Genomic DNA, 21198 nt, shown 5'->3' on the forward strand with positions numbered 1-21198 from the left:
TCAAGATCAAGATCAACAGCAACAGCAACAGCAACAGCAACAGCAACAGCAACAGCAACAGCAACAGCAACAGCAACACGCATCGAGCATTTCTTCCTGGCCGATATCATGAGCTGTAATGTAAGGGCCGTGATCTATCAAAAGAAGGAGTTGGGTGAACGGGTAATGCCATACAACATGCATCTTACAAACTTTGGAAAACTCTTCCACTATGCATGGAGCGTCCGCCTTGCACCGTACTCCAAAGGCAACGAATTCCGCGTGGGAGCGGCCTCGTGCCGCGATGGGGCGCGCAGCGGCCCTGGCAATATCAGGTGCGAAGCTGAACGCTTGAGGCCACCGCGCCCCCCTCAAGCCCGGTCAGGCGCCCCTGAACCGGCGGGTGCCCCGACAGCCCCACTTGGCCCGCGTCCCTGGAATGCGCCACAATACCCATCATTTGCGGAGCCCTTCATGACCGACCTCACCCCCGATGCCACCCTCGACGCCACCGGCCTCAACTGCCCGGAGCCGGTGATGATGCTGCACCAACACGTGCGTGACCTCGCCGCCGGCGGACTGTTGAAAGTCATCGCCACCGACCCCTCGACCCGACGCGACATCCCCAAGTTCTGTAACTTCCTGGGCCACCAACTGCTGGAACAACAGGAAGACGCCGGCACCTTCCTCTACTGGATCCGCAAGAAAGCCGACTGAGCCGCTCTGGAACACGCTCGGCGTTGAGCCTACACTGCGTTCCCCAGACAGGAGAGCGCCATGCTGATAGTTGCCGACGAAAACATCCCTTTGCTCGATGCCTTCTTCCAAGGGTTTGGCGAGATTCGTCGCTATCCTGGGCGTAGCCTCGACGCCGCTAGCGTCCGGGAGGCCGACATCCTGCTGGTCCGCTCCGTGACCAAGGTCGATCGGCACCTGCTCGAAGGCAGTCGCGTGCAGTTCGTTGGCACCTGCACCATCGGCACCGATCACCTTGACCTCGACTACTTCGACCAAGTGGGTATCCGCTGGAGCAGTGCCCCCGGTTGCAACGCCCGGGGTGTGGTGGACTATGTGCTGGGTAGCCTGCTGACCCTCGCTGACCTTGAGGGTGCATCGCTGCCCGAGCGCGTTTACGGTGTGGTGGGTGCAGGCCAAGTAGGCGGGCGGTTGGTGAGCGTGCTGCGCGCCTTGGGGTGGAAGGTGATGGTCTGCGATCCACTGCGCCAGGCCGCTGAAGGCGGTGATTACGTCGAACTCGATACGCTCCTGCAAGCCTGCGACGTCATCAGCCTGCACACGCCCCTCGAACGCGGTGGCCAGTACCCGACCTGGCACCTGTTCGGCCCTGCGGAACTGGCGAAACTGCGCCCCGGCGCCTGGCTCATCAACGCCAGTCGAGGGGCGGTGGTGGACAATGGCGCGTTACGAGCGCTCCTGCAGCAGCGCGATGACCTGCACGCGGTGCTGGACGTGTGGGAAGGCGAGCCCCAGGTCGACTTGCAGTTGGCAGACCTGTGTACCGTTGCCACCCCCCACATCGCCGGCTATAGCCTCGATGGCCGTCAGCGTGGCACCGCCCAGATCTACCGCGCGCTGTGTCAACATCTGGGCGTGAATGAGGTCATTCAGCTTGCCGACCTGTTACCGCGTCCACCCGTGGCGCAGATCGAATTGGATGCCGAGGTCGATCTGCAATGGGCACTGGCGATGCTGTGCCGCGCCGTCTACGATCCGCGCCGCGATGATGCCGATTTCCGCCGTAGCCTGAGCGAAGACGTGCAGCAGCAACGTGCCGCTTTCGACGCGTTGCGCAAACATTATCCGCCGCGCCGTGAGATCGAAGGACTGTCCGTGCGCATCCATGGGAGCTCGCCCGAGCTCGCGCGGCTGATTGACGCCCTGGGAGCCAAGAGGGTCTGACGCTCGGATGCAGCCCCAGGGCAGAGCAGCATGCATAAAAAACCCGGCGCGAGCGCCGGGTCAGGAATGGGGTGATCAGTTTTTCTGCGAGCGCTCGACCCGGCTTTCTTCCAGGGCCTTGCAGGCCTGCTGGATCATTTGCTCGGTGATCGGCACCTCCCGCCCTTGGGCGTCGATCAGGGCGCCGCTTGCCTGGGGCGACGGTGCGTGACGGGGCGTGTGGTGTTCGCGGTCATGGTGCAAGCTCATGCAGGGTCTCCTCTTCAAATGACGACTGGGGTCAACCTTGCGCCTGGCAGATCGTCGACGCGGGTGCGGCGCAACCTGGGGCAGGGCCTTAGTCCACCAGAGATGGCGAAAAAGTGCCAGAGCGCGGTTAGAACAATAGGCTATAGCAGCACCGGACAGTTCCGTTCTGCGGCATGAATGGTAGGCTGCACGTTCCGCCTTCGTGAGCAGATCCATGGCCTCTACAACTCCGCGCCCCAGCCGCGCTTTGCGCCTTGGCTGGCATTTTGTTCGTCCGTATTGGCGGCGCCTGGTGATGGCCTTGCTGGCACTGGTGGTGACCGCCGGCATTACCTTGTCCATGGGGCAGGGCATCCGCCTGCTGGTGGATCAGGGGTTCATGACCGGTTCTGTCCATCAGCTCAACCAGACACTTGGGCTCTTCCTGCTGCTGGTGTTGGCCCTGGCGGCAGGGACCTTCAGCCGGTTCTACCTCGTCTCCTGGATAGGTGAGCGGTGCGTGGCGGACATTCGTCGCGCTGTTTTCGACCATCTGCTCGAGCTTCACCCTGGTTTTTTCGAAGACAACCGCAGCTCGGAAATTCAGTCTCGGTTGACGGCCGACACCACGTTGCTGCAATCGGTTATTGGCTCTTCCCTCTCCATGTTCCTGCGTAATGCGCTCATGGTGGTGGGCGGTGTGGCCTTGCTGTTCATCACCAACCCCAAGCTGACCAGCATCGTGGTCGTGGCATTGCCGGTGGTGCTGGCCCCGATCCTGCTGTTCGGTCGCCGTGTGCGCAGCCTCTCACGCCAGAGCCAGGACCGGGTGGCAGACGTGGGTAGCTACGTGGCCGAGACCCTGGGCCAGATCAAGACCGTGCAGGCCTACACCCATCAAGCCCATGACCGGGCACTGTTCGCCGATACGGTGGAGTCGGCATTTACAGTGGCCCGCCAGCGCATCGCGCAGCGGGCCTGGCTGATCACCGTGGTGATCGTGCTGGTACTGGGCGCTATCGGCACCATGCTGTGGGTCGGCGGCATGGACGTCATCGCCGGGCGCATGTCGGGGGGTGAGTTGGCGGCGTTCGTGTTCTACAGCCTGGTGGTGGGCAGTGCGTTCGGCACACTCAGCGAAGTGATTGGCGAGCTCCAGCGCGCTGCTGGGGCAGCAGAGCGTATAGCCGAATTACTGGCAGCGCAAAGCCAGATTCTGGCCCCGTCCAGTGGGCGGCAGCTGGCGGGAGGCCGTGCACGGGGCTGCCTGGCGTTTCAGCACGTGGTGTTTGCCTATCCGTCGCGACCCGAGCACAAGGCTATCGATGACCTGAGCCTGGTCATCCAGGCAGGCCAGACGCTTGCATTGGTCGGCCCTTCCGGTGCAGGTAAATCCACCCTGTTCGACTTGCTTCTGCGCTTCTATGACCCCCAGCACGGGCAGATTCTGCTCGATGATCAACCCATCGACCAGCTCGACCCCGACCACCTTCGCCAGCAGTTTGCACTGGTCGCACAGCAACCGGCACTGTTTCGGGGGACAGTGGCGGACAACATTAGCTATGGACGCCCTGACGCTTGCCTGGCCGACATCGAAGCTGCAGCGCGCGCAGCCCATGCCGACTCGTTCATACGCCAGTTGCCAGAGGGCTACCAGACTCGCCTGGGGGAGGGCGGGGTGGGTTTATCGGGTGGGCAGCGCCAACGGTTGGCGATCGCCCGTGCGTTGCTGGTGGATGCGCCGATCCTGCTGCTTGACGAGGCGACCAGCGCGCTCGACGCTCACAGTGAGCACCTGATCCAGCAAGCTTTGCCGCGCCTGATGGCAGGGCGGACGACAGTGGTGATTGCGCACCGTCTGGCCACGGTACAGCACGCCGACCGCATTGCCGTGGTCGACCAGGGCAAAGTGGTGGCCATTGGTACCCACAGTGAGCTGATAGAAACCAGCCCTTTGTATGCACGGCTGGCGGCGCTGCAATTCACGTCAGCCTGAAGGGCTAGCCGACTGATGCAGGTTGCAGGTACGAGCCTGAACCGTGAGTAACAAAAAACCCGCACAAGGCGGGTTTTCAAAGGATTTGGTCGGAGAGACAGGATTCGAACCTGCGGCCTTCTCGTCCCGAACGAGACGCGCTACCTGGCTGCGCTACACTCCGATGAACAAAATCCTACTGCATCCGAAATTCGCCCGCAAGTCCTTGTAAAAGAACGAAGCTTTGGCCAGGTCGGATGGGCTATCAGAGTTCTTTGACGGTGCGAATCTGGTCTTTATTCAGACGCATGCGCTTGCCATCGAGCTGCTCGAACTCGTAGAAGCCGGAATCTTCATCATAGGACGGCTTGTCCACCGCCTGGATTTCGCGACCGTCGTTCAAGGTGATGACGGTTGGGGTCGAGCAGCCGGCCAGGGCAGCCAGGCCCAGGGCGAGCATGAAGGCGGGAAGGGTCCGTTTGATCATCGTGTTTCTCCAGTGCGATGGTGCAAGATGACTGTTAAGACGCGGGACGTTAGTGCAAGTTCCTTGCGCGTGCAGCATAACGGCATTCGCTTGACGCAATCCAGTGCAGGCAGCGCTCCCGCACGCCGGCGGGAGTGCCCTGTGATATAACTGCCGTCATTGCCATTACCAGTGACGGATACCTATGAAAGCCTCGGCAGACACCCCGTTCGTTCCCCTCAACATTGCAGTGCTCACGGTCAGCGACACGCGCACATTCGAAAACGATTCGTCGGGCCAGGTCTTCGTTGACCGGCTGACAGCGGCAGGCCACCGGCTCGCCCAGCGCGTGCTGCTCAAGGATGATCTCTACAAAATCCGCGCCCAGGTCGCGACCTGGATCGCCGACGACAGCGTGCAGGTGGTGCTCATCACCGGCGGTACCGGTTTTACCGGACGTGACAGTACGCCCGAGGCGGTCACTTGCCTGCTCGACAAGCAGGTCGACGGCTTTGGCGAGCTGTTCAGACAGATCTCCGTGGCGGATATCGGTACCTCGACTGTGCAATCGCGGGCACTGGCAGGGCTGGCCAACGGTACCCTGGTGTGTTGCCTGCCTGGCTCGACCAATGCGGTGCGCACCGGTTGGGACGGTATCCTTGCCGAACAGCTCGATGCACGGCACCGCCCCTGCAACTTCGTCGCCCATCTGAAGCAGGCGGCGGCCTGTGAAAGCCGTGGCTGAGGCCGTGCAGCCCAGGCCACTGATGCCGGTGGAGCAGGCCCTTGAGCAATTGCTGGCTTTGGCCGATGCCGCGCCGATTCGCGAGACCGAGCACGTGCCGCTAGCCGAGGCACACGGCCGTGTGCTGGCCACTGCCCTAGTGGCTTCGCTCGACCTGCCGCCCTGGCCCAATAGCGCAATGGACGGCTATGCGCTGCGCCGGTCCGACTGGCAGGGGGCGCCGCTGCCCGTCAGTCAGAGAATCTTCGCCGGGCACGCACCTGAGCCACTGCAGCCTGGCACTTGTGCGCGGATCTTCACGGGTGCACCGGTTCCCGAAGGCGCCGACTGCGTGGAAATGCAGGAAAACACCCAGGTTCATGCCAATGGCCATGTGGCGTTTTTGCACCCCCTCAAGGCGCTGCAGAACATTCGTCCTCAAGGTCAGGAAACCCGCAAAGGCGAGCAGGTGCTCGACGCCGGCACGCGTCTTGGGCCAATCGAGTTGGGCTTGGCCGCCACCCTGGGTTATGGACAGCTCGATGTGGTACGCAAGGTGCGGGTGGCGGTGCTGTCGACCGGGGATGAGCTGGTCGAGCCAGGGCTGCCGTTGGGGCCTGGGCAAATCTACAACAGCAACCGTCGCTTGCTGGTGAGTTGGTTGCAGCGCCTGGGATGCGACGTCACCGACGCCGGTATCCTGCCTGATGACCTGGCTCGGACCCGCGCGAGTCTGGCTCAGTTGCAAGGCGTGGACCTGATCCTCTCGACAGGGGGCGTATCGGTGGGCGAGGCCGATTATCTGGGCGCGGCCCTGCGCGAGGCCGGTGAGCTGGCTTTGTGGAAACTGGCGATCAAACCCGGCAAACCGTTGACCTTCGGTCACTTCCAGGGCGTGCCAGTGATCGGCCTGCCCGGTAATCCGGCCTCTACACTGGTCACGTTCGGCCTGCTGGCGCGCCCCTACTTGTTGCGCCGCCAGGGCGTGATCGATGTCACCCCCCTGCGCGTGTGCCTACCCGCCGGTTTCGATTGGCCCAAAGCCGGGTCACGGCGTGAGTACCTGCGGGCGCGCATCGAGCAGGGCAGGGTATGCCTGTACCCTAACCAGAGCTCCGGCGTGTTGCGCAGCGCGGTGTGGGCCGATGGGTTGGTCGAGGTGCAGGAGGGCACTACGCCCAGCAAGGGTGACCTTGTACCCTTCATCCCCTTCAGCGACATCCTCGGTTGACGCGCGCCAGTGGCGCAGGCTCGCTGCAGTGCGCGAGCCCTGCGCCGCAATATTTGAACGGCCGTGCAACAATTAGTAACGGCTGAGCGTCAAGATGCAAATGGTCAATTATGGAGACACCCACATGCAAGCGCGCAAGGCAATGCTGATTCTGCACGGCAAGCAAGCCATGAACGAAGACGTACGTACCGCCGTGCACGACCTGCGCGACACTGGCTGGGCATTGGACGTGCGTGTGACCTGGGAGGGCGGTGATGCCCAGCGCTTGGTCAAGGAGGCACTTGCCGCTGGATACAGCCACATCGTCGCCGGCGGTGGTGATGGCACCTTGCGGGACGTGGCCGAAGCCATGGGGCTCGCGGGCACCGAAGCCAGCCTCGTCTTGCTGCCGCTTGGAACCGCCAACGACTTCGCCAAGGCGGCCGGTATTGCGCTTGAGCCTGCCCAGGCGCTGGCGCTGCTCAATGAGCCGGCCCAGGAAGTCGATCTTGGGCAAGTGGGCGAGCAGCTGTTCCTGAACATGGCGACCGGCGGCTTTGGTAGCCAGGTCACAGCCAGCACATCCGAAGACCTGAAGAAGTTGATGGGTGCCGCCGCCTATGTGTTCACCGGCTTGTCACGCTTCAGCGAACTGGAGGCTGCCTCGGTCGAGTTGAAAGGCCCTGACTTCCATTGGCAAGGGGAGCTGCTGGCGCTGGGGATTGGCAACGGTCGCCAAGCCGGGGGAGGGCAGGAGCTTTGTCCGGATGCGGTGGTCAATGACGGGTTGCTGGATGTTGCGATCCTGCCCAAGCCGCAGGAAGTGGTCGGTGCATTACGCGATTTGCTGGCAGGCGATGGTCTGTTCATCCGGACGCGATTGCCGTGGGTGGAGATCAACAGTCAACAGGGCCTGGATATCAACCTCGACGGCGAACCGCTCAAGGCGGACAGCTTACGTTTCGAGGCGCGTCCCAAGGCCTTGCGCCTGCACCTGCCGCAAGGGTGCCCATTGCTCAGTCATCGAGGCTGATGATCTTCTCGCGCACGGCAAACAGTACCAGTCCGGCGACGTCGTGAATCTGCAAGCGTTTCATCACTTGCGAACGATGGGTTTCGACCGTCTTGATCGACAAGCCCAATCCATTGGCGATTTCGCGGGTAGACTTGCCGCGCACGATCAGGCGCAGAATCTCCAGCTGCCGGGCTGTCAGGTTGTGTCGCTCGCATGCCGGGCGTCTGGCTGGCCTGGTATGACGTAAAGCCTGATTGATGACGGTGTGGGCAATGGCTGGGCTCAGGTAGCGCTCCCCGTTGCGCACAGCGCGCAGCGCTTGCTCAAGCTCCGATGCGCTGGTGTCCTTGAGCAGATACCCATGGGCACCGCCCTCGAGGGCGCGCATGATCAGCTCAGGGTCGGTGTGCATGGAGAGGATCAGCACTTTGCAGGCGCTGCCGCTGGCATTGAGCTGGGTGAGGGCGTCCAGCCCGCTGGTTGATCGCATGGAGAGGTCCAGCAGGATGATGTCAGGCATCAAGGTTCGCGCCTGATCCAGCAACTGCCCGCCATCGTCGGCCTCGCCGATTACCTCGTACCCGGGTATGTCACTGACCAGGGCGCGGACGCCCGCTCTGATCAACGAATGGTCATCCACAAGCAACAATCTACAGTTCATGGGTATCCACTCGGTCCGCGCGTTGCCGGCTGCGGGGCGGCCAAGGGAAGACGGCCTCGATCCGGGTGCCCTGGCCAATATCGCTGGTGATCTGCAGGCTGCCGTTCAGGGCAGTGACCCGCTCCAGCATGCCAGCCAGCCCACGCTGACTGGCAAGGTGCGGGTGCCTGGCAGGCTTGAAGCCGCAGCCATCGTCCTCGATCGATAAAGCCAGGCCCAGCTCGGTACGCTGTAGGTGGATGACAAGGTTGCGCGCTCCGGCGTGACGCAACATATTGGTCACCGCCTCCTGGGTGATGCGAAACACTGCCATTGCGACATTTTCGCCAATGCCCCCAAGGCGTTGCTTGCAAGACAGGCTCCACTGCACGCCGCTGCCATCCAAAGTGCGCAGCAAGTGCGCGCGCAGGCTGGCCTCAAGGCCAAGGCTTGCCAACTGACGGGGGTTGAGCAGGGCAGAAACGTCGCGCACAGCGCTCAACGTATCGTCCAGCGTGGCATGCAAGGCATCGCAATGCCCCTGCACATCCCCGGGCATTCGTCGCTGCAGCCATTGCAACTGCAATTTCGCAGCGGTCAGCAGTTGGCCGATGTCGTCATGAAGCTCCCTGCTCAGGTGCTGGCGCTCCTCTTCTTGCACTTTTAGCAGGCGCTCGGCGAGTTCCGCAGGGCGCAAGCTGATCGAGCGCGCCTCCCTACGCAGTTGCACGGCAGCGACCAAGGCAGCGGTCAGTTGCAGCAACACCAGGCCGATGGGCACAGGTCGCTCGGCCAGGTGTAACGCCAGGCAGGCGAGGCAGGAGACCACGCTGATGCCTGCCGTGGCCCAGCACAGACTGGTGTACGGGGCGCTGCAACGAAAAGAGGTCATCAAGCGTGGGAACATAGGTAGGGGAGCCACTGAAGTATTGCTGATGGAGGCCTTGCACATTACTGCTCAGAGGCTTTTGCGCCGTACTTTCGATGTTTTTTCGACCACGTGTTCATTCAACCTTGCGTCAAGTTGAAGCGTTTCGGTGGGGCATACTACCACCTCGAATTCCTGCGGTCGCCGCCGAATACGACTTCCTCAAGGCAAAGCTTATTGTGGTGAACTAGTACGGGCACCGACGGACTTGCTTGGTTGAGGCTATTTCCTACAACTTTGTAAATCGAAGCTACAACTTTCAGTTTCATCAAAGTTGCACTTCTGGCATGCAACTGCGCGATGGCAATTTGCCCTACGGCTTGTCGCTGAGATCGGGCTGCTGACAGTCAAGCGCTGCGCCTTCATCTGTGACGCAGGCTAATGCCAGAGAAGGTCGAGCCGCATTGGCCAGTTCGCCGAGCAACACAAATTGCTCTCCAGCGTCCAGGTCCAGCCGCCCCGTGTGCGTGTCCAGCAGCTCGAGCTGCCAGGCCAGGAGCCTCAGGCACGCAGCCGTAATGCGCAGCGTTGCGCGATGCAGGCACGCGCCTTGGCAACAGGGGGCCAGTATCTGCTGAACGGAGGTCGTGAAGTGGGCTACTTCAAGCAGCCCCAAACGCTGTGCGTCGTGTGCCAAGTCGCTTAACGCGGCGTCCAGGCACCTGCAGGCATCAGGGTCATTTTCGATGAGCTCAAGATGCTGCAAGCAGTCCTCTGCTCTGTTGAGGCGCTTCTGGGCCCTCTCGCGAAAACCCCTAAGCGCCTCGCAGAAGGGTAAGGCACTGTCCATCATGGTGTCTCCATGGGCAGGACAGGCGGTAGAGACGGGCACGCCGTTACGATAGCTAGCAAAGCCTGACTCCATTCATGCAGTGAGAATGGCGTCACATTAATGGCTAAAGGATAGAGCGAACATCAGGTTGTACCTGATTGCCACTAGGGGTTTCCCTGATAGGCAAGAAAAAAACGGAACTTTTCAGCGTGTGCGAGTGGAATTAGGAAACCAGTTAAGCATGCTGTTAAAGTGATATCAAATTAGGCAAGGGTGTGGCGTTTCTTGGGGTCAAGATGCTACTCCGGCTGCCGATATACACACAATCGCGCACATTTTCGACATGAGCCTGGGGGCTTACCAATGGCTGGCATTCTCGACACAGTAGACCAACGCACACAACTGGTAGGGGAGAACCGGCTGGAAATCCTGATGTTCCGGCTGGCTGGGCGTCAGCTTTTCGCGATCAACGTCTTCAAGGTGCAGGAGGTGTTACAACTGCCCAAGCTGACACTGATGCCGCAACGTCACGCGTTCGTCTGCGGTGTGGTGAACCTGCGAGGCCAGACACTCCCGGTAATCGACCTGTCCCAGGCGATCGGCATGCGCCCCATTCAGCCAGGCCCCGACAGCACCATCATCGTCACCGAATACAACCGCTCGGTGCAGGCGTTTCTGGTGGGCGGGGTCGACCGCATCGTCAACCTCAATTGGGAATCCATCATGCCGCCACCGACCAGTGCCGGCCGTCAGCATTACCTGACTGCCATCACCAAGGTGGACGACAAGCTGGTGGAGGTGATCGATGTGGAAAAGGTGCTTGCCGAAATCGTGCCTTACAACGCCCGCGTTTCGGGTGAGAAATTGGCCGATCCGGTACTGGCGAGGGCGCGTGGTCGCGAGGTGCTGCTGGTGGACGATTCCAGTGTGGCCCTGGCCCAGTTGCGCGACACGCTCTCGCAGTTGGGGATGAAACTGCACGTTGCCAGCGACGGCCTCAAAGCCTTGCGCATGCTCAAGGCGTGGGCCGATGCCGGGGAGGACATGTGCGAAAAGCTATTGATGATCTTCACGGATGCCGAAATGCCGGAAATGGACGGTTATCGCCTGACGACCGAAATCCGCGAGGATGCGCGCCTGCGCAAACTGTACGTGGTGCTGCATACGTCGCTGTCCGGCAGCTTCAACGAATCCATGGTCAAGAAAGTGGGTTGCGACAATTTCCTGTCCAAGTTCCAGCCTGATCGGCTGGTCGATGTGGTCAAGCAGCGCCTGTTGCTGGACACCACCAACGCGTGATTGCGCGCCCTGCTGGGTATAAGCTGGCGGTTTGGCGATTTATGAGGCAGCAGGGATGTTTCTCAGTGAGCTCTACCGGTATCCGGTCAAGTCGGGGCGGGCGCAAGGCCTGCAGGTCTCTCCCGTTGGTGTGCTTGGGCTTGAAGGAGACCGCCGTTGGATGCTGGTCGAGGAACAGAACGGGCGCTTTCTGACCCAGCGCGTCTGGCCCCAGCTCGGGCAGCTCGAGGCAGTCGAGACAGGCGGAGTACTGTTGCTGCGGGCGCCTGGGCAAGTGCCGCTGAAGGTGGTGTCCCCGGCCGACGATGCCCCGCTGCGAGGGGTGACCTTATGGCGCGACACCTTTCGTGTGCCGGATGCCGGTGATGAGGCCGCCGCTTGGCTCAGTGGCTGGCTAGGCAAAGCGGTGAGGTTGGTGTATTGCCCGCAGCAGCGGGCCAGGTACCTGCCCAATGGCTATGGCACCGACCGGGACCGTGCCGCCTTTCCCGACGGTTTCCCGTTGCTGCTCATTGGCCAGGCGTCGCTCGATGAGCTCGATCGCCGTGTCGGCCGGCCCATGGACATGCTGCGGTTCAGGCCAAACCTGGTGGTGCAGGGGGCCGAGGCTTTCGCAGAGGATGGCTGGAAGCGCATTCGCATCGGTACGGTGGAGTTCCGTGTTTTGAAGCCAAGCGTGCGCTGCATTTTCACCACCATCGACCCTGCCACGGGGCAGCGCAGCCCTGACCGCGAGCCCATGACCACGCTTCGGACGTTCCGGGAAAAGGAAGGGGACATATTGTTTGGGCAAAACCTGGCCGCCGATGGCGACGGGCACCTGGAGGTTGGCATGAAGGTCCAGGTGCTCTGAGTTGTCGGGTAGCCGGACGCCGGTGTGGTCGGCGCCCTGGCTTGATCAGCCGCTAATGGCCTCCTTACATGTCGTCGAAGTAGCGCTCGTGCCAGTCCACCAGGGGTTGTGGCATGTTGAGCTTTTGTCCGTAAATCACCGAATAGGACAGCACGTTCTGAACGTACTGACGGGTTTCATCGAATGGAATGGACTCGACCCACACGTCGAAGCTCAGGTGTTTGGCGCCTTTGAGCCATTGCCGTACGCGGCCTGGGCCTGCGTTGTAAGCGGCTGAGGCCAGTACTCGGTTGCCGTTGAACTGGCTGTGCACCTGGCTGAGGTAGGCAGCCCCCAGCTGGATGTTCTTGTCCGGGTTCAGGACCTGTGCGGGCGAAGCCAGTGGGATGCTGAACTTGCGCGCGGTTTCCTTGGCTGTAGCAGGCATCAACTGCATGAGCCCGCTGGCGCCCACTGGGGAACGGGCATCCTCCATGAAGGCGCTTTCCTGACGGGTGATTGCGAATACCCAGCTCGAGTGCAGGCCGCGCACCTTGGCTTCGCGTACCAGGGTGTCGCGGTGCGCCATGGGGAAGCGTACGTCCAGGTCATCCCAGTATTTGGCCTGGCTGATGGTGCGGATGGCCGGGAAATACCAGCGCAACTCGTAACCCAGGCGCGCCTGGGCGACCATTTCGTCCCGGGTGAAGTGACGGCTCACGTGATACCACTCGCGGCGACCTTCGACGATCTGACCGCGGGCATGGAATTCGAGGGCGCGTTGGATGCCAGGTGTATTGCGCACCTTCTTGACCAGCTGTGGGCTGAGCACCAGGGGCTTGTTGTTCAGTTGGTAGGGGGCTTGCGCACGGTCTGCAGCCAGGAAGCCATAGAAATCGCGCTCGCGGGCAACGGCCTTGTACAACTGCGGGACTTGCGGGTTCTTCGGCTGCGCCAGCTCCAGGCTCCGCGCCTGCCAGTACTTCCAGCGGCTGCTCTGGGCCAGGTCGCCGCTCAGGCGCTTGGTGAGGGCATAGGCATCTTCCCACCGGCCCAGGCGCAGCAACAGGCGCAAGCGCCATTCACTGACGGTATCGTCCCGCAGTTCGGGGTCGTAGCGGGTCATGAGGTCAAGCGCGCGCGGGTCATAGCGCCGGGCCAGGGTCAGGCCGATCTCGCGGGCAATGGCCACTTTTTCATCGCGGGAAAAGTGCATGCGCTGGGCATAGTCGTCAAGCAGCCCCATGGCGCGCTCCGGGTCCTGCCGTGCAAGGCGGCGCAGCCCGAGACTGACGACGTCCGAGGTCGCTTCGTCGGCCTGGGTGAAGCGTGATGGCTGGTTGAGCAATTCGGGTTTCTGCGCCACATCGATCAGCAGACGGCCTTGTGGCGCCAGCGTGGTCAGGGTCTTGACCAGGTTCTCGGCCAGGCCGTAGTTGCGTGCCTGGGCTGCAAGCTTGGCCCGCTCCCAGCGCTTGGCCTCCGTGAGCTGCCCCTCGGCAGCCCACATGGCGAACAACGGGTCGCAGGCAGCAGGCTGGGACTTGCCCACCGACCACAGCTTGTTTGCCGTGGCAAAGCCTTCGGTGCGCATCCCGTGGCTGAGCTGGTACTGGCCGTTCAGGCAATCGAGCTCGGTGAAGTTGAGCTTGGGATCGTAGTACTTGGCGAAGGTCTGCCACTCACCGCGTTCGGCCAGCCAGCGCAACCAGCGCAGTTTCATCCAGTTGGCCTGGGGCAGGTCGCCGTGCTTGGCCAGGAAACCCTCGATCTCCTGGTTGCTGGCAGATTTCAGGCGCGCGGTCAGTTCGTCATAGGCCAGATACGGTGTCAGCGGATAATCGTCGAGCGCCTGGGCATAGCGCAGGTACGGGCCCTTGTCGCCCTTGGCCAGCGCACGCTTGGCTTCATCATAGTATTGGCGTTGCACGGTAATGTCGGTGGCCTGGGCCGCGCCGGTGGCAGCGGTGAGCAACAGGCATGTAGCAATTTGTAACAGGCGGCTGCGCATGATACGTCCGGGCAGTTGAACCATGGGAAAGTGGCGGCGGGGCCAGCACTGTTGAAAACGATGGCCCTAGCTTAGCCGTTTGCGGATGACAGGTGAAAGCACTGTGCTTGTATCGGGATATTAAGTTCGACCGGGTGTCGCCGTGCGCGACGGGTGCAGGCCGTGCGGATGTCGGCGCAGGGCTAACTCAGGTAGAATGCGCGCCCGATTTATGGAGACGAACATGACCCTGCTCAAATTCAGCGATGTGTCCCTCGCATTCGGCGCCATGCCGCTGCTGGACAAGGTGTCCTGGCAGATCGCTCGTGGCGAGCGGGTGTGCATCATCGGCCGCAACGGCACCGGCAAGTCGAGCATGCTGCGCCTGGTCAAGGGCGAGCAGAAAGGCGATGACGGTGACATCTGGCGCGCCCCTGGGCTGAAAATCGGCGAGTTGCCCCAGGAATTGCCGCTGGCCGACGAGCGCACGGTGTTCGACGTCGTGGCGGCAGGGCTGGATGGCGTCGGCGAGCTGCTGGCACAGTTTCATCACCTGAGCCAGAACATCCAGGGCGATGAAGACCTGGAAAAACTGATGCACGTGCAGCACGAGCTGGAGGCCCGCGATGGCTGGCGCCTGCAGCAAGTGGTTGAAAGCACCCTGAGCCGTCTGCAGTTGCCGGCAGACAAGACCCTGGCGGAGTTGTCCGGCGGCTGGCGTCGTCGTGTACTGCTGGCCCAGGCGCTGGTGTCCGAGCCCGACTTGTTGCTGCTCGACGAGCCGACCAACCACCTGGATATCGGTGCCATCGCCTGGCTCGAGGAAGCACTGCGCGGGTTCAACGGCGCCGTGTTGTTCATCACCCACGACCGATCCTTCCTGCAGAACCTGGCCACCCGCATCCTCGAGTTGGACCGCGGCGGCCTGATCGACTGGAATGGCGACTATGCCAGCTTCCTGGTGCACAAGGAGGCCGCGCTGGCCGCCGAGGAAACCGCCAACGCGCTGTTCGACAAGCGCCTGGCCCAGGAAGAGGTGTGGATTCGCCAGGGCATCAAGGCCCGTCGCACCCGTAACGAAGGCCGCGTGCGGGCGCTCAAGGCGCTGCGCGTGGAGCGCGGTGAGCGCCGTGAGCGGCAGGGCAAGGCCAACATTCAGATCGAGGCGGCCGACAAGTCGGGCAAGCAGGTCATGGTGCTCGAGCACGTCAGCTTCTCGCACCCGGACGGGCCGATGCTGGTGAAGGATTTTTCCATGGTGCTGCAGCGCCAGGACCGGATCGGCCTGCTGGGCGCCAACGGCACCGGCAAGACCACCTTACTCAAGCTGATGCTGGGTGATCTGGAGCCCACTTCGGGCAAGATCGAGCGCGGCACCAAGCTTGAGGTCGCCTATTTCGACCAGATGCGCCATCAGTTGGACCTGGAAAAGACCGTCATCGACAACCTCGCCGAGGGCCGAGACTTCATCGAGATCGAAGGGCAGAACCGGCATGTGCTGAGCTACCTGGGCGACTTCCTGTTCAGTCCGCAGCGGGCCCGCACCCCGGTCAAGGCATTGTCCGGCGGCGAACGTGCGCGCCTGCTGCTGGCCAAGCTGTTCAGCAAGCCGGCCAACCTGCTGGTGCTCGACGAACCCACCAACGACCTGGACGTGGAAACCCTCGAGCTGCTCGAAGAGGTGCTCTCCAACTACAAGGGTACCGTGCTGATGGTCAGCCACGACCGGGCGTTTCTCGACAACGTCGTGACCAGCACCCTGGTGTTCGAGGGCGATGGCTTGGTTCGCGAGTACGTGGGCGGTTACGAAGACTGGATTCGTCAGGGCGGTTCGCCAAAGCTGCTCGGCGTTACGGAGAGTAAAGGCGGCAAGTCGGCGCTCAACAGTGCGGTGGTGGAGAAGGTCGAGGCCAAGCCGCAAGCCGTCGCTGCGCCAGTGGCCGAGGAATCGAAGAAAAAGCTCAGCTACAAGCTTCAGCGTGAGCTGGAGATGCTGCCGGGGCAGATCGACGCGCTGGAACAGCGCATGGCCCAGGCTCAGGAAGAGGTGAGCGCGGTTGGTTTCTACCAGCGTCCGATCGCAGAGACGTCAGCGGTGCTGGCGAACATCGAGAAGCTGCAAGGTGAGCTCGATGCCCTGGTGGAGCGCTGGGCCGAGCTGGAAGGCTAAACAGGCAGGGCGTTGATCGCCTGCGCGTAGCGGGCGAGCCCGCTGCCAGGTGCCAGAGGGAGGATGCAACCCCAAGGCACCTGGCGTGGCCGCTTAACCCCTGGCGGTAGACAGGCTCAGTCCTTTTTCTGCAGTCGCACTGCCAGCACATCGCAGGGTGCGCCGTGCAGCACGTCGTTGGCTGTGGAGCCCAGCAGCAGCGCCAGGCCGTGGCGACCGTGGCTGCCCACGACGATCAGGTCGCAGTGCTGTTCTTTGGCCAATTGATGGATTTCCTGGCGGGGCTGGCCGTAGGTCAAGTGCGAGTCGCCGCGCTGGATGCCCGGATACTTGCTGAACAGGCGATCCATGCGTTCCTTGGCCTGATCGAACTGCTGCTGTTGCAGTTGCGACAAGTCCATCGGCACGTCGCCGCCAAACGCCATGGCCATGGGTTCGACGATGTGCACCAGTGACACCTTGGCGTTGGTAGGCTGGGCCAGCGCCATGGCGCGCTTGATCACAGGGTCGCATTCTTCCGTCAGGTCGACGGCGACCAGCAGATGTTGGTAGGTCATGAGCTGTACTCCAGGCAATCGCTATAGAAGAAGTATGGTCGCTTTCGGGCGGGTCATGCGTGAAAAATGGCTAACCAGCTCATTTGCAACGGTTTATGGGAGCTACTGATATGACGGTATTGCTGGTGGTGTCAATCCTTGCGCTGATTCTCAGCCCGCTTTCCTGGCTGCGCAACTCGCGCAATCAGAGTGAGCAGATGCGCCTGCGCCTGGAGGCGCGGCGCATGGGCCTGGCCATGCAGCTGGCGCCTCAGCAGTGGCCGCACTGGCTGGAAAAACAGCCGCCGAGCCCTTGCCCGCAATATCACCGGGCACGCAAGCGGGGGCATGTCGACAGCTTCAGCTTCTGGCAGATCAGCCCTGGCGTATGGTGGAACCAGTGGCGCGAGCCGTGCGAAGACCCGCGCTTCTTGCAAGCCCTGGCCCGTCTGCCAGCAAGCGCCTACAAGGTCGAGGCCGATGCGCGGATGATAGCGCTCTACTGGACGGAGCGGGGGGACACGGCTGTATTGCAGGATGTTGCCTACGTGCTGGAGACACTGGCCTGACTCCAAGGGTGCTCGGCGGGCTGTCCATGGCCCCTGACACGCAGCGCAACGAGAAAGCGGCGATTCGGCGGTTCCTGACAGGAACCGGTCAATCGCCGCTTTCTCGTTCTACCACGCCAAAAGGCTGGGCAGGCCGTTGAATTCACTCCGTCAAGTAACGCCTGGCGCTTGTGCCTGGATCAGCCAGACTGCAAGGGGTGCCGAGGCTGGCAAGGTGTGAGGATTGCCAGCATGAATGGCCAGCGATCAGCGGCATGATCGGTCGTACCCGGCTTGTGGAAAGTGACCGCAAAGTCGGCTTTTCTCCCCGTGGGTGCAGCATTTGACAATGCAGATCTTTTCGGAGAATGTGTGCACACCCAAATCAAACGGGCGTATGAATTGAGCGTTTGCATTGCACGCCACTCATTCATGCGTACGACTCGCGCGCTGACGGGTGTGCCTGGAGCAGGTGGCCATGACGGCTGCGGTGCTGCAGTGATCGGCGTGTACAGTTCAGCTTCCATATCTTGGAGATCAGTTGATGATTTACGAAGGTAAAGCCATCACGGTTAAGGCTCTTGAAAGTGGCATCGTCGAGCTCAAGTTCGACCTCAAGGGTGAGTCCGTCAATAAGTTCAACCGCCTGACCCTGAGCGAGCTGCGCCAGGCTGTAGACGCCATCCAGACCGATGCTTCGGTCAAGGGTGTCATCGTTAGCAGCGGCAAGGACGTGTTCATCGTCGGTGCCGACATCACCGAGTTCGTCGACAACTTCAAGTTGCCCGAGGCCGAATTGGTCGCCGGCAGCCTGGAAGCCAACCATATCTTCAACGCCTTCGAAGACCTCCAGGTGCCTACGGTTGCAGCCATCAACGGTATCGCCCTGGGCGGTGGTCTGGAGATGTGCCTGGCAGCGGACTACCGCATCATGGCCACCACCGCGCGCATCGGCCTGCCCGAAGTGAAGCTGGGCATCTATCCAGGCTTTGGTGGCACAGTGCGTCTGCCGCGCCTGATCGGCTCGGACAACGCCGTCGAGTGGATTGCCGCGGGCAAGGAAAACAGTGCCGAAGACGCCCTGAAAGTCGGTGCCGTCGATGCCGTGGTAGTGTCTGAGTTGCTCATGGCCGGTGCCCTGGACCTGATCAAGCGCGCCATCAGTGGCGAGCTGGACTACAAGGCCAAGCGCCAGCCCAAGCTCGAGAAGCTCAAGCTCAATGCCATCGAGCAGATGATGGCCTTCGAAACCGCCAAAGGTTTCGTCGCTGGGCAGGCCGGCCCTAATTACCCAGCGCCTGTCGAGGCGATCAAGTCCATCCAGAAAGCGGCCAACTTCGGTCGCGACAAGGCACTTGAAATCGAAGCGGCAGGCTTTGCCAAGCTGGCCAAGACGTCGGTTGCACAGAGCCTCATCGGCTTGTTCCTGAACGATCAGGAACTCAAGCGCAAGGCCAAGGCCCACGACGAGATTGCCCGTGACGTCAAGCAGGCGGCCGTGCTGGGCGCCGGTATCATGGGCGGCGGCATCGCCTATCAGTCGGCGGTCAAGAGCACGCCGATTCTGATGAAGGATATTCGCGAAGAGGCCATCGAGCTTGGGTTGAACGAAGCGTCCAAGCTGCTGGGCAATCGGGTCGAGAAAGGTCGCCTGACGCCGGCCAAGATGGCCGAGGCGCTCAACGCGATTCGTCCGACCCTGTCGTACGGCGATTTCGCCCACGTGGACATCGTGGTCGAGGCGGTGGTTGAAAACCCCAAGGTCAAGCAGGCCGTGCTTGCCGAGGTGGAAGGGCAGGTGAGGGAGGATGCGATTCTGGCATCCAATACCTCGACCATTTCCATCAATCTGCTGGCACAAGCGCTGAAGCGCCCGGAAAACTTCGTGGGCATGCACTTCTTCAACCCGGTGCACATGATGCCGCTGGTGGAAGTGATCCGTGGCGAAAAATCCAGCGAAGTGGCAGTTGCTACCACCGTCGCTTACGCCAAGAAGATGGGCAAGAACCCAATCGTGGTCAACGACTGCCCAGGGTTCTTGGTCAACCGTGTCCTGTTCCCGTACTTCGGCGGCTTCGCCAGGCTGGTTAGCGCGGGGGTGGACTTCGTGCGCATCGACAAGGTCATGGAAAAATTCGGCTGGCCCATGGGCCCGGCGTACTTGATGGACGTGGTGGGCATCGACACCGGGCATCATGGCCGTGACGTCATGGCCGAGGGCTTCCCCGATCGCATGAAGGACGAGCGCCGCTCGGCCATCGACGCCTTGTACGATGCCAACCGCCTGGGCCAGAAGAACGGCAAGGGCTTCTACGCCTATGAAACCGACAAGCGTGGCAAGCCGAAGAAAGTCGCCGATGCCGGCGTGCTTGAGGTACTCAAGCCCATCGTGTACGAGCAGCGTGAAGTCAGTGACGAGGACATCGTCAACTGGATGATGATCCCGCTGTGCCTGGAAACCGTTCGCTGCCTTGAAGATGGCATCGTCGAGACGGCCGCCGAGGCGGACATGGGCCTGGTCTACGGCATTGGCTTCCCACCCTTCCGTGGCGGCGCGCTGCGCTACATCGATACCTTGGGTGTAGCCGAATTCGTCGCCCTGGCCGATCGCTATGCCGACCTGGGGCCGCTGTACCACCCGACCGCCAAGCTGCGTGAGATGGCCAAGACGGGCCAGCGCTTCTTCAACTGAGCGGTCAACGAGCTAGAGCGAGAGATTTGATATGAGCCTTAATCCAAGAGACGTGGTGATCGTCGACTTCGGTCGCACGCCAATGGGCCGCTCCAAGGGTGGCATGCACCGCAATACCCGTGCCGAAGACATGTCGGCGCACCTGATCAGCAAGTTGCTTGAGCGCAACGACAAGGTCGATCCCAAGGAAGTCGAGGATGTGATCTGGGGCTGTGTGAACCAGACCCTGGAGCAGGGCTGGAACATCGCCCGCATGGCCTCGTTGATGACCCAGATCCCGCACACCTCTGCGGCGCAGACCGTCAGCCGGCTGTGCGGCTCGTCGATGAGCGCACTGCACACCGCCGCCCAGGCGATCATGACTGGCAATGGCGACGTGTTCGTGATTGGCGGCGTCGAGCACATGGGGCACGTGAGCATGATGCATGGCGTAGACCCCAACCCACACCTGGCGCTGCATGCGGCCAAGGCCTCGGGCATGATGGGCCTGACGGCCGAGATGCTGGGCAAGATGCACGGCATCACGCGTGAACAGCAGGATCAGTTCGGCGTGCGCTCGCACCAGCTGGCGCACAAGGCCACCATCGAGGGCAAGTTCAAGGACGAGATCATCCCCATGCAGGGGTATGACGAGAACGGTTTCCTGAAAGTGTTCGACTTCGACGAAACCATTCGTCCGGAAACCACCCTCGAGGGCCTGGCGTCGCTCAAGCCGGCCTTCAACCCCAAAGGCGGAACCGTGACCGCAGGTACTTCTTCCCAGATCACCGACGGTGCCTCGTGCATGATCGTGATGTCAGGCCAGCGTGCGATGGACCTGGGTATCGAGCCTCTGGCGGTCATTCGGGCCATGGCAGTGGCGGGCGTCGACCCCGCGATCATGGGCTACGGCCCAGTACCGGCCACCCAGAAAGCCCTCAAGCGCGCGGGCTTGAGCATGGCCGACATCGACTTCATCGAACTCAACGAGGCGTTCGCCGCACAGGCGCTGCCTGTGTTGAAAGACTTGAAAGTGCTCGACAAGATGAATGAGAAGGTTAACCTGCACGGCGGCGCGATCGCCTTGGGTCACCCGTTTGGTTGCTCCGGGGCGCGTATTTCCGGCACCCTGCTCAACGTCATGAAGCAAAATGGCGGCACGCTGGGGGTTGCGACCATGTGCGTCGGCCTTGGCCAAGGTATCACCACTGTCTTTGAACGCGTCTAAGGCGCAGGAGAAGGACAGCAACCGGGGCCTCGTGCCCCGGTTTTGTTTTTTGGGTTTCGATGGCATC

Annotated in this window: 19 protein-coding genes and 1 tRNA gene; 12 read left to right on the forward strand and 8 right to left on the reverse strand. The window is 61.9% G+C overall.

The window, feature by feature from the left end:
• Nucleotides 1-453: 453 nt before the first annotated feature.
• Nucleotides 454-696, forward strand: coding sequence for a sulfurtransferase TusA (gene tusA, locus PFU01S_RS13895; RefSeq protein ID WP_023534172.1), 243 nt, complete (start codon nucleotides 454-456; stop codon nucleotides 694-696).
• A 60-nt stretch (nucleotides 697-756) separates the two neighbouring features.
• Entirely contained in the window at nucleotides 757-1899 is a 1143-nt protein-coding gene (gene pdxB / locus PFU01S_RS13900) for a 4-phosphoerythronate dehydrogenase PdxB (protein WP_028687371.1), read from the forward strand.
• Between the two features lie 75 nt (nucleotides 1900-1974).
• Here pdxB and PFU01S_RS22375 read toward each other — a convergent pair whose 3' ends face one another.
• Nucleotides 1975-2148: a PA1571 family protein gene (locus PFU01S_RS22375; protein WP_165919263.1), complete on the reverse strand. Its 174-nt coding sequence runs from the start codon at nucleotides 2146-2148 to the stop codon at nucleotides 1975-1977.
• A 214-nt stretch (nucleotides 2149-2362) separates the two neighbouring features.
• On the opposite strand from PFU01S_RS22375, the gene PFU01S_RS13905 reads away from it, so the two are divergent.
• Nucleotides 2363-4123: an ABC transporter transmembrane domain-containing protein gene (locus PFU01S_RS13905; RefSeq protein ID WP_033695066.1), complete on the forward strand. Its 1761-nt coding sequence runs from the start codon at nucleotides 2363-2365 to the stop codon at nucleotides 4121-4123.
• 86 nt (nucleotides 4124-4209) lie between these two features.
• On the opposite strand, the gene PFU01S_RS13910 is transcribed toward PFU01S_RS13905, so the two are convergent.
• A tRNA-Pro gene (locus tag PFU01S_RS13910) sits at nucleotides 4210-4286 on the reverse strand.
• Between the two features lie 81 nt (nucleotides 4287-4367).
• Entirely contained in the window at nucleotides 4368-4589 is a 222-nt protein-coding gene (locus PFU01S_RS13915) for a YgdI/YgdR family lipoprotein (RefSeq protein ID WP_023534255.1), read from the reverse strand.
• A gap of 184 nt (nucleotides 4590-4773) precedes the next feature.
• On the opposite strand from PFU01S_RS13915, the gene moaB reads away from it, so the two are divergent.
• From moaB to yegS, 3 genes are all read left to right on the forward strand, one after another.
• On the forward strand, nucleotides 4774-5313 hold the full coding sequence (gene moaB / locus PFU01S_RS13920) for a molybdenum cofactor biosynthesis protein B (RefSeq protein WP_028687370.1): 540 nt from the start codon (nucleotides 4774-4776) through the stop codon (nucleotides 5311-5313).
• Nucleotides 5297-6523 (forward strand): molybdopterin molybdotransferase MoeA, encoded by a 1227-nt coding sequence (locus tag PFU01S_RS13925; RefSeq protein ID WP_042139597.1) that lies wholly within the window; start codon nucleotides 5297-5299, stop codon nucleotides 6521-6523. The genes moaB and PFU01S_RS13925 overlap by 17 nt, the downstream gene beginning before the upstream one ends.
• A gap of 124 nt (nucleotides 6524-6647) precedes the next feature.
• On the forward strand, nucleotides 6648-7535 hold the full coding sequence (yegS, locus tag PFU01S_RS13930) for a lipid kinase YegS (RefSeq protein WP_027915100.1): 888 nt from the start codon (nucleotides 6648-6650) through the stop codon (nucleotides 7533-7535).
• Here yegS and PFU01S_RS13935 read toward each other — a convergent pair.
• The 3 genes from PFU01S_RS13935 to PFU01S_RS13945 all read right to left on the reverse strand — a co-directional run bounded on the left by PFU01S_RS13935 (nucleotide 7519) and on the right by PFU01S_RS13945 (nucleotide 9878).
• Complete coding sequence (locus PFU01S_RS13935; protein WP_027915099.1) at nucleotides 7519-8178, reverse strand: response regulator; 660 nt, start codon at nucleotides 8176-8178, stop codon at nucleotides 7519-7521. The two genes, yegS and PFU01S_RS13935, sit on opposite strands and share 17 nt — an antisense overlap.
• Complete coding sequence (locus PFU01S_RS13940) at nucleotides 8168-9064, reverse strand: sensor histidine kinase (protein WP_028687368.1); 897 nt, start codon at nucleotides 9062-9064, stop codon at nucleotides 8168-8170. The genes PFU01S_RS13935 and PFU01S_RS13940 overlap by 11 nt, the downstream gene beginning before the upstream one ends.
• Before the next feature lie 334 nt (nucleotides 9065-9398).
• Nucleotides 9399-9878: a histidine kinase gene (locus PFU01S_RS13945; RefSeq protein ID WP_111475696.1), complete on the reverse strand. Its 480-nt coding sequence runs from the start codon at nucleotides 9876-9878 to the stop codon at nucleotides 9399-9401.
• A gap of 342 nt (nucleotides 9879-10220) precedes the next feature.
• Here PFU01S_RS13945 and PFU01S_RS13950 point away from each other — a divergent pair, with 342 nt between their 5' ends.
• Both PFU01S_RS13950 and PFU01S_RS13955 read left to right on the forward strand, forming a co-directional pair.
• Nucleotides 10221-11156 carry a chemotaxis protein CheV gene (locus tag PFU01S_RS13950; RefSeq protein ID WP_027915097.1) on the forward strand — a complete coding sequence of 312 codons (936 nt, stop codon included), beginning with the start codon at nucleotides 10221-10223 and terminating at the stop codon, nucleotides 11154-11156.
• A 55-nt stretch (nucleotides 11157-11211) separates the two neighbouring features.
• On the forward strand, nucleotides 11212-12009 hold the full coding sequence (locus PFU01S_RS13955) for an MOSC domain-containing protein (RefSeq protein ID WP_028687366.1): 798 nt from the start codon (nucleotides 11212-11214) through the stop codon (nucleotides 12007-12009).
• A 64-nt stretch (nucleotides 12010-12073) separates the two neighbouring features.
• Here the strand turns inward: PFU01S_RS13955 and PFU01S_RS13960 are convergent, their stop codons facing one another.
• On the reverse strand, nucleotides 12074-13999 hold the full coding sequence (locus PFU01S_RS13960) for a transglycosylase SLT domain-containing protein (RefSeq protein ID WP_027915095.1): 1926 nt from the start codon (nucleotides 13997-13999) through the stop codon (nucleotides 12074-12076).
• A gap of 223 nt (nucleotides 14000-14222) precedes the next feature.
• Between PFU01S_RS13960 and PFU01S_RS13965 the strand changes: the two genes are divergently transcribed.
• The gene (locus PFU01S_RS13965; RefSeq protein WP_028687365.1) at nucleotides 14223-16148 is read left to right on the forward strand and encodes an ATP-binding cassette domain-containing protein; all 1926 of its coding nucleotides are present in this window, start codon (nucleotides 14223-14225) and stop codon (nucleotides 16146-16148) included.
• A 116-nt stretch (nucleotides 16149-16264) separates the two neighbouring features.
• Here the strand turns inward: PFU01S_RS13965 and PFU01S_RS13970 are convergent, their stop codons facing one another.
• Nucleotides 16265-16705, reverse strand: a complete 441-nt coding sequence (locus tag PFU01S_RS13970; RefSeq protein WP_027915093.1) for a universal stress protein — start codon at nucleotides 16703-16705, stop codon at nucleotides 16265-16267.
• 110 nt (nucleotides 16706-16815) lie between these two features.
• Between PFU01S_RS13970 and PFU01S_RS13975 the strand changes: the two genes are divergently transcribed.
• The 3 genes from PFU01S_RS13975 (at nucleotide 16816) to fadA (ending at nucleotide 21131) form a co-directional block, all read left to right on the forward strand.
• The gene (locus PFU01S_RS13975; RefSeq protein WP_027915092.1) at nucleotides 16816-17253 is read left to right on the forward strand and encodes a hypothetical protein; all 438 of its coding nucleotides are present in this window, start codon (nucleotides 16816-16818) and stop codon (nucleotides 17251-17253) included.
• A gap of 523 nt (nucleotides 17254-17776) precedes the next feature.
• The gene (fadB, locus tag PFU01S_RS13980; RefSeq protein WP_028687364.1) at nucleotides 17777-19924 is read left to right on the forward strand and encodes a fatty acid oxidation complex subunit alpha FadB; all 2148 of its coding nucleotides are present in this window, start codon (nucleotides 17777-17779) and stop codon (nucleotides 19922-19924) included.
• Between the two features lie 31 nt (nucleotides 19925-19955).
• Nucleotides 19956-21131, forward strand: a complete 1176-nt coding sequence (fadA, locus tag PFU01S_RS13985; protein ID WP_027915090.1) for an acetyl-CoA C-acyltransferase FadA — start codon at nucleotides 19956-19958, stop codon at nucleotides 21129-21131.
• The last annotated feature ends 67 nt before the right edge of the window (nucleotides 21132-21198 follow it).

The organism is Pseudomonas fulva NBRC 16637 = DSM 17717, assembly GCF_000730565.1.
GTDB lineage: Bacteria > Pseudomonadota > Gammaproteobacteria > Pseudomonadales > Pseudomonadaceae > Aquipseudomonas > Aquipseudomonas fulva.

Excerpts from the sequence above, each read along its gene's own strand:
- fadB (WP_028687364.1), top strand. The coding sequence starts at position 17,777 with ATGATTTACGAAGGTAAAGCCATCACGGTTAAGGCTCTTGAAAGTGGC.
- fadA (WP_027915090.1), top strand. The coding sequence starts at position 19,956 with ATGAGCCTTAATCCAAGAGACGTGGTGATCGTCGACTTCGGTCGCACG.
- PFU01S_RS13945 (WP_111475696.1), bottom strand. The coding sequence starts at position 9,878 with ATGATGGACAGTGCCTTACCCTTCTGCGAGGCGCTTAGGGGTTTTCGC.
- PFU01S_RS13965 (WP_028687365.1), top strand. The coding sequence starts at position 14,223 with ATGACCCTGCTCAAATTCAGCGATGTGTCCCTCGCATTCGGCGCCATG.
- PFU01S_RS13970 (WP_027915093.1), bottom strand. The coding sequence starts at position 16,705 with ATGACCTACCAACATCTGCTGGTCGCCGTCGACCTGACGGAAGAATGC.
- PFU01S_RS13905 (WP_033695066.1), top strand. The coding sequence starts at position 2,363 with ATGGCCTCTACAACTCCGCGCCCCAGCCGCGCTTTGCGCCTTGGCTGG.
- yegS (WP_027915100.1), top strand. The coding sequence starts at position 6,648 with ATGCAAGCGCGCAAGGCAATGCTGATTCTGCACGGCAAGCAAGCCATG.
- PFU01S_RS13950 (WP_027915097.1), top strand. The coding sequence starts at position 10,221 with ATGGCTGGCATTCTCGACACAGTAGACCAACGCACACAACTGGTAGGG.
- PFU01S_RS13955 (WP_028687366.1), top strand. The coding sequence starts at position 11,212 with ATGTTTCTCAGTGAGCTCTACCGGTATCCGGTCAAGTCGGGGCGGGCG.
- PFU01S_RS13935 (WP_027915099.1), bottom strand. The coding sequence starts at position 8,178 with ATGAACTGTAGATTGTTGCTTGTGGATGACCATTCGTTGATCAGAGCG.
- PFU01S_RS13960 (WP_027915095.1), bottom strand. The coding sequence starts at position 13,999 with ATGCGCAGCCGCCTGTTACAAATTGCTACATGCCTGTTGCTCACCGCT.
- PFU01S_RS13975 (WP_027915092.1), top strand. The coding sequence starts at position 16,816 with ATGACGGTATTGCTGGTGGTGTCAATCCTTGCGCTGATTCTCAGCCCG.
- pdxB (WP_028687371.1), top strand. The coding sequence starts at position 757 with ATGCTGATAGTTGCCGACGAAAACATCCCTTTGCTCGATGCCTTCTTC.
- PFU01S_RS13940 (WP_028687368.1), bottom strand. The coding sequence starts at position 9,064 with ATGTTCCCACGCTTGATGACCTCTTTTCGTTGCAGCGCCCCGTACACC.
- tusA (WP_023534172.1), top strand. The coding sequence starts at position 454 with ATGACCGACCTCACCCCCGATGCCACCCTCGACGCCACCGGCCTCAAC.
- PFU01S_RS22375 (WP_165919263.1), bottom strand. The coding sequence starts at position 2,148 with ATGAGCTTGCACCATGACCGCGAACACCACACGCCCCGTCACGCACCG.
- PFU01S_RS13915 (WP_023534255.1), bottom strand. The coding sequence starts at position 4,589 with ATGATCAAACGGACCCTTCCCGCCTTCATGCTCGCCCTGGGCCTGGCT.
- moaB (WP_028687370.1), top strand. The coding sequence starts at position 4,774 with ATGAAAGCCTCGGCAGACACCCCGTTCGTTCCCCTCAACATTGCAGTG.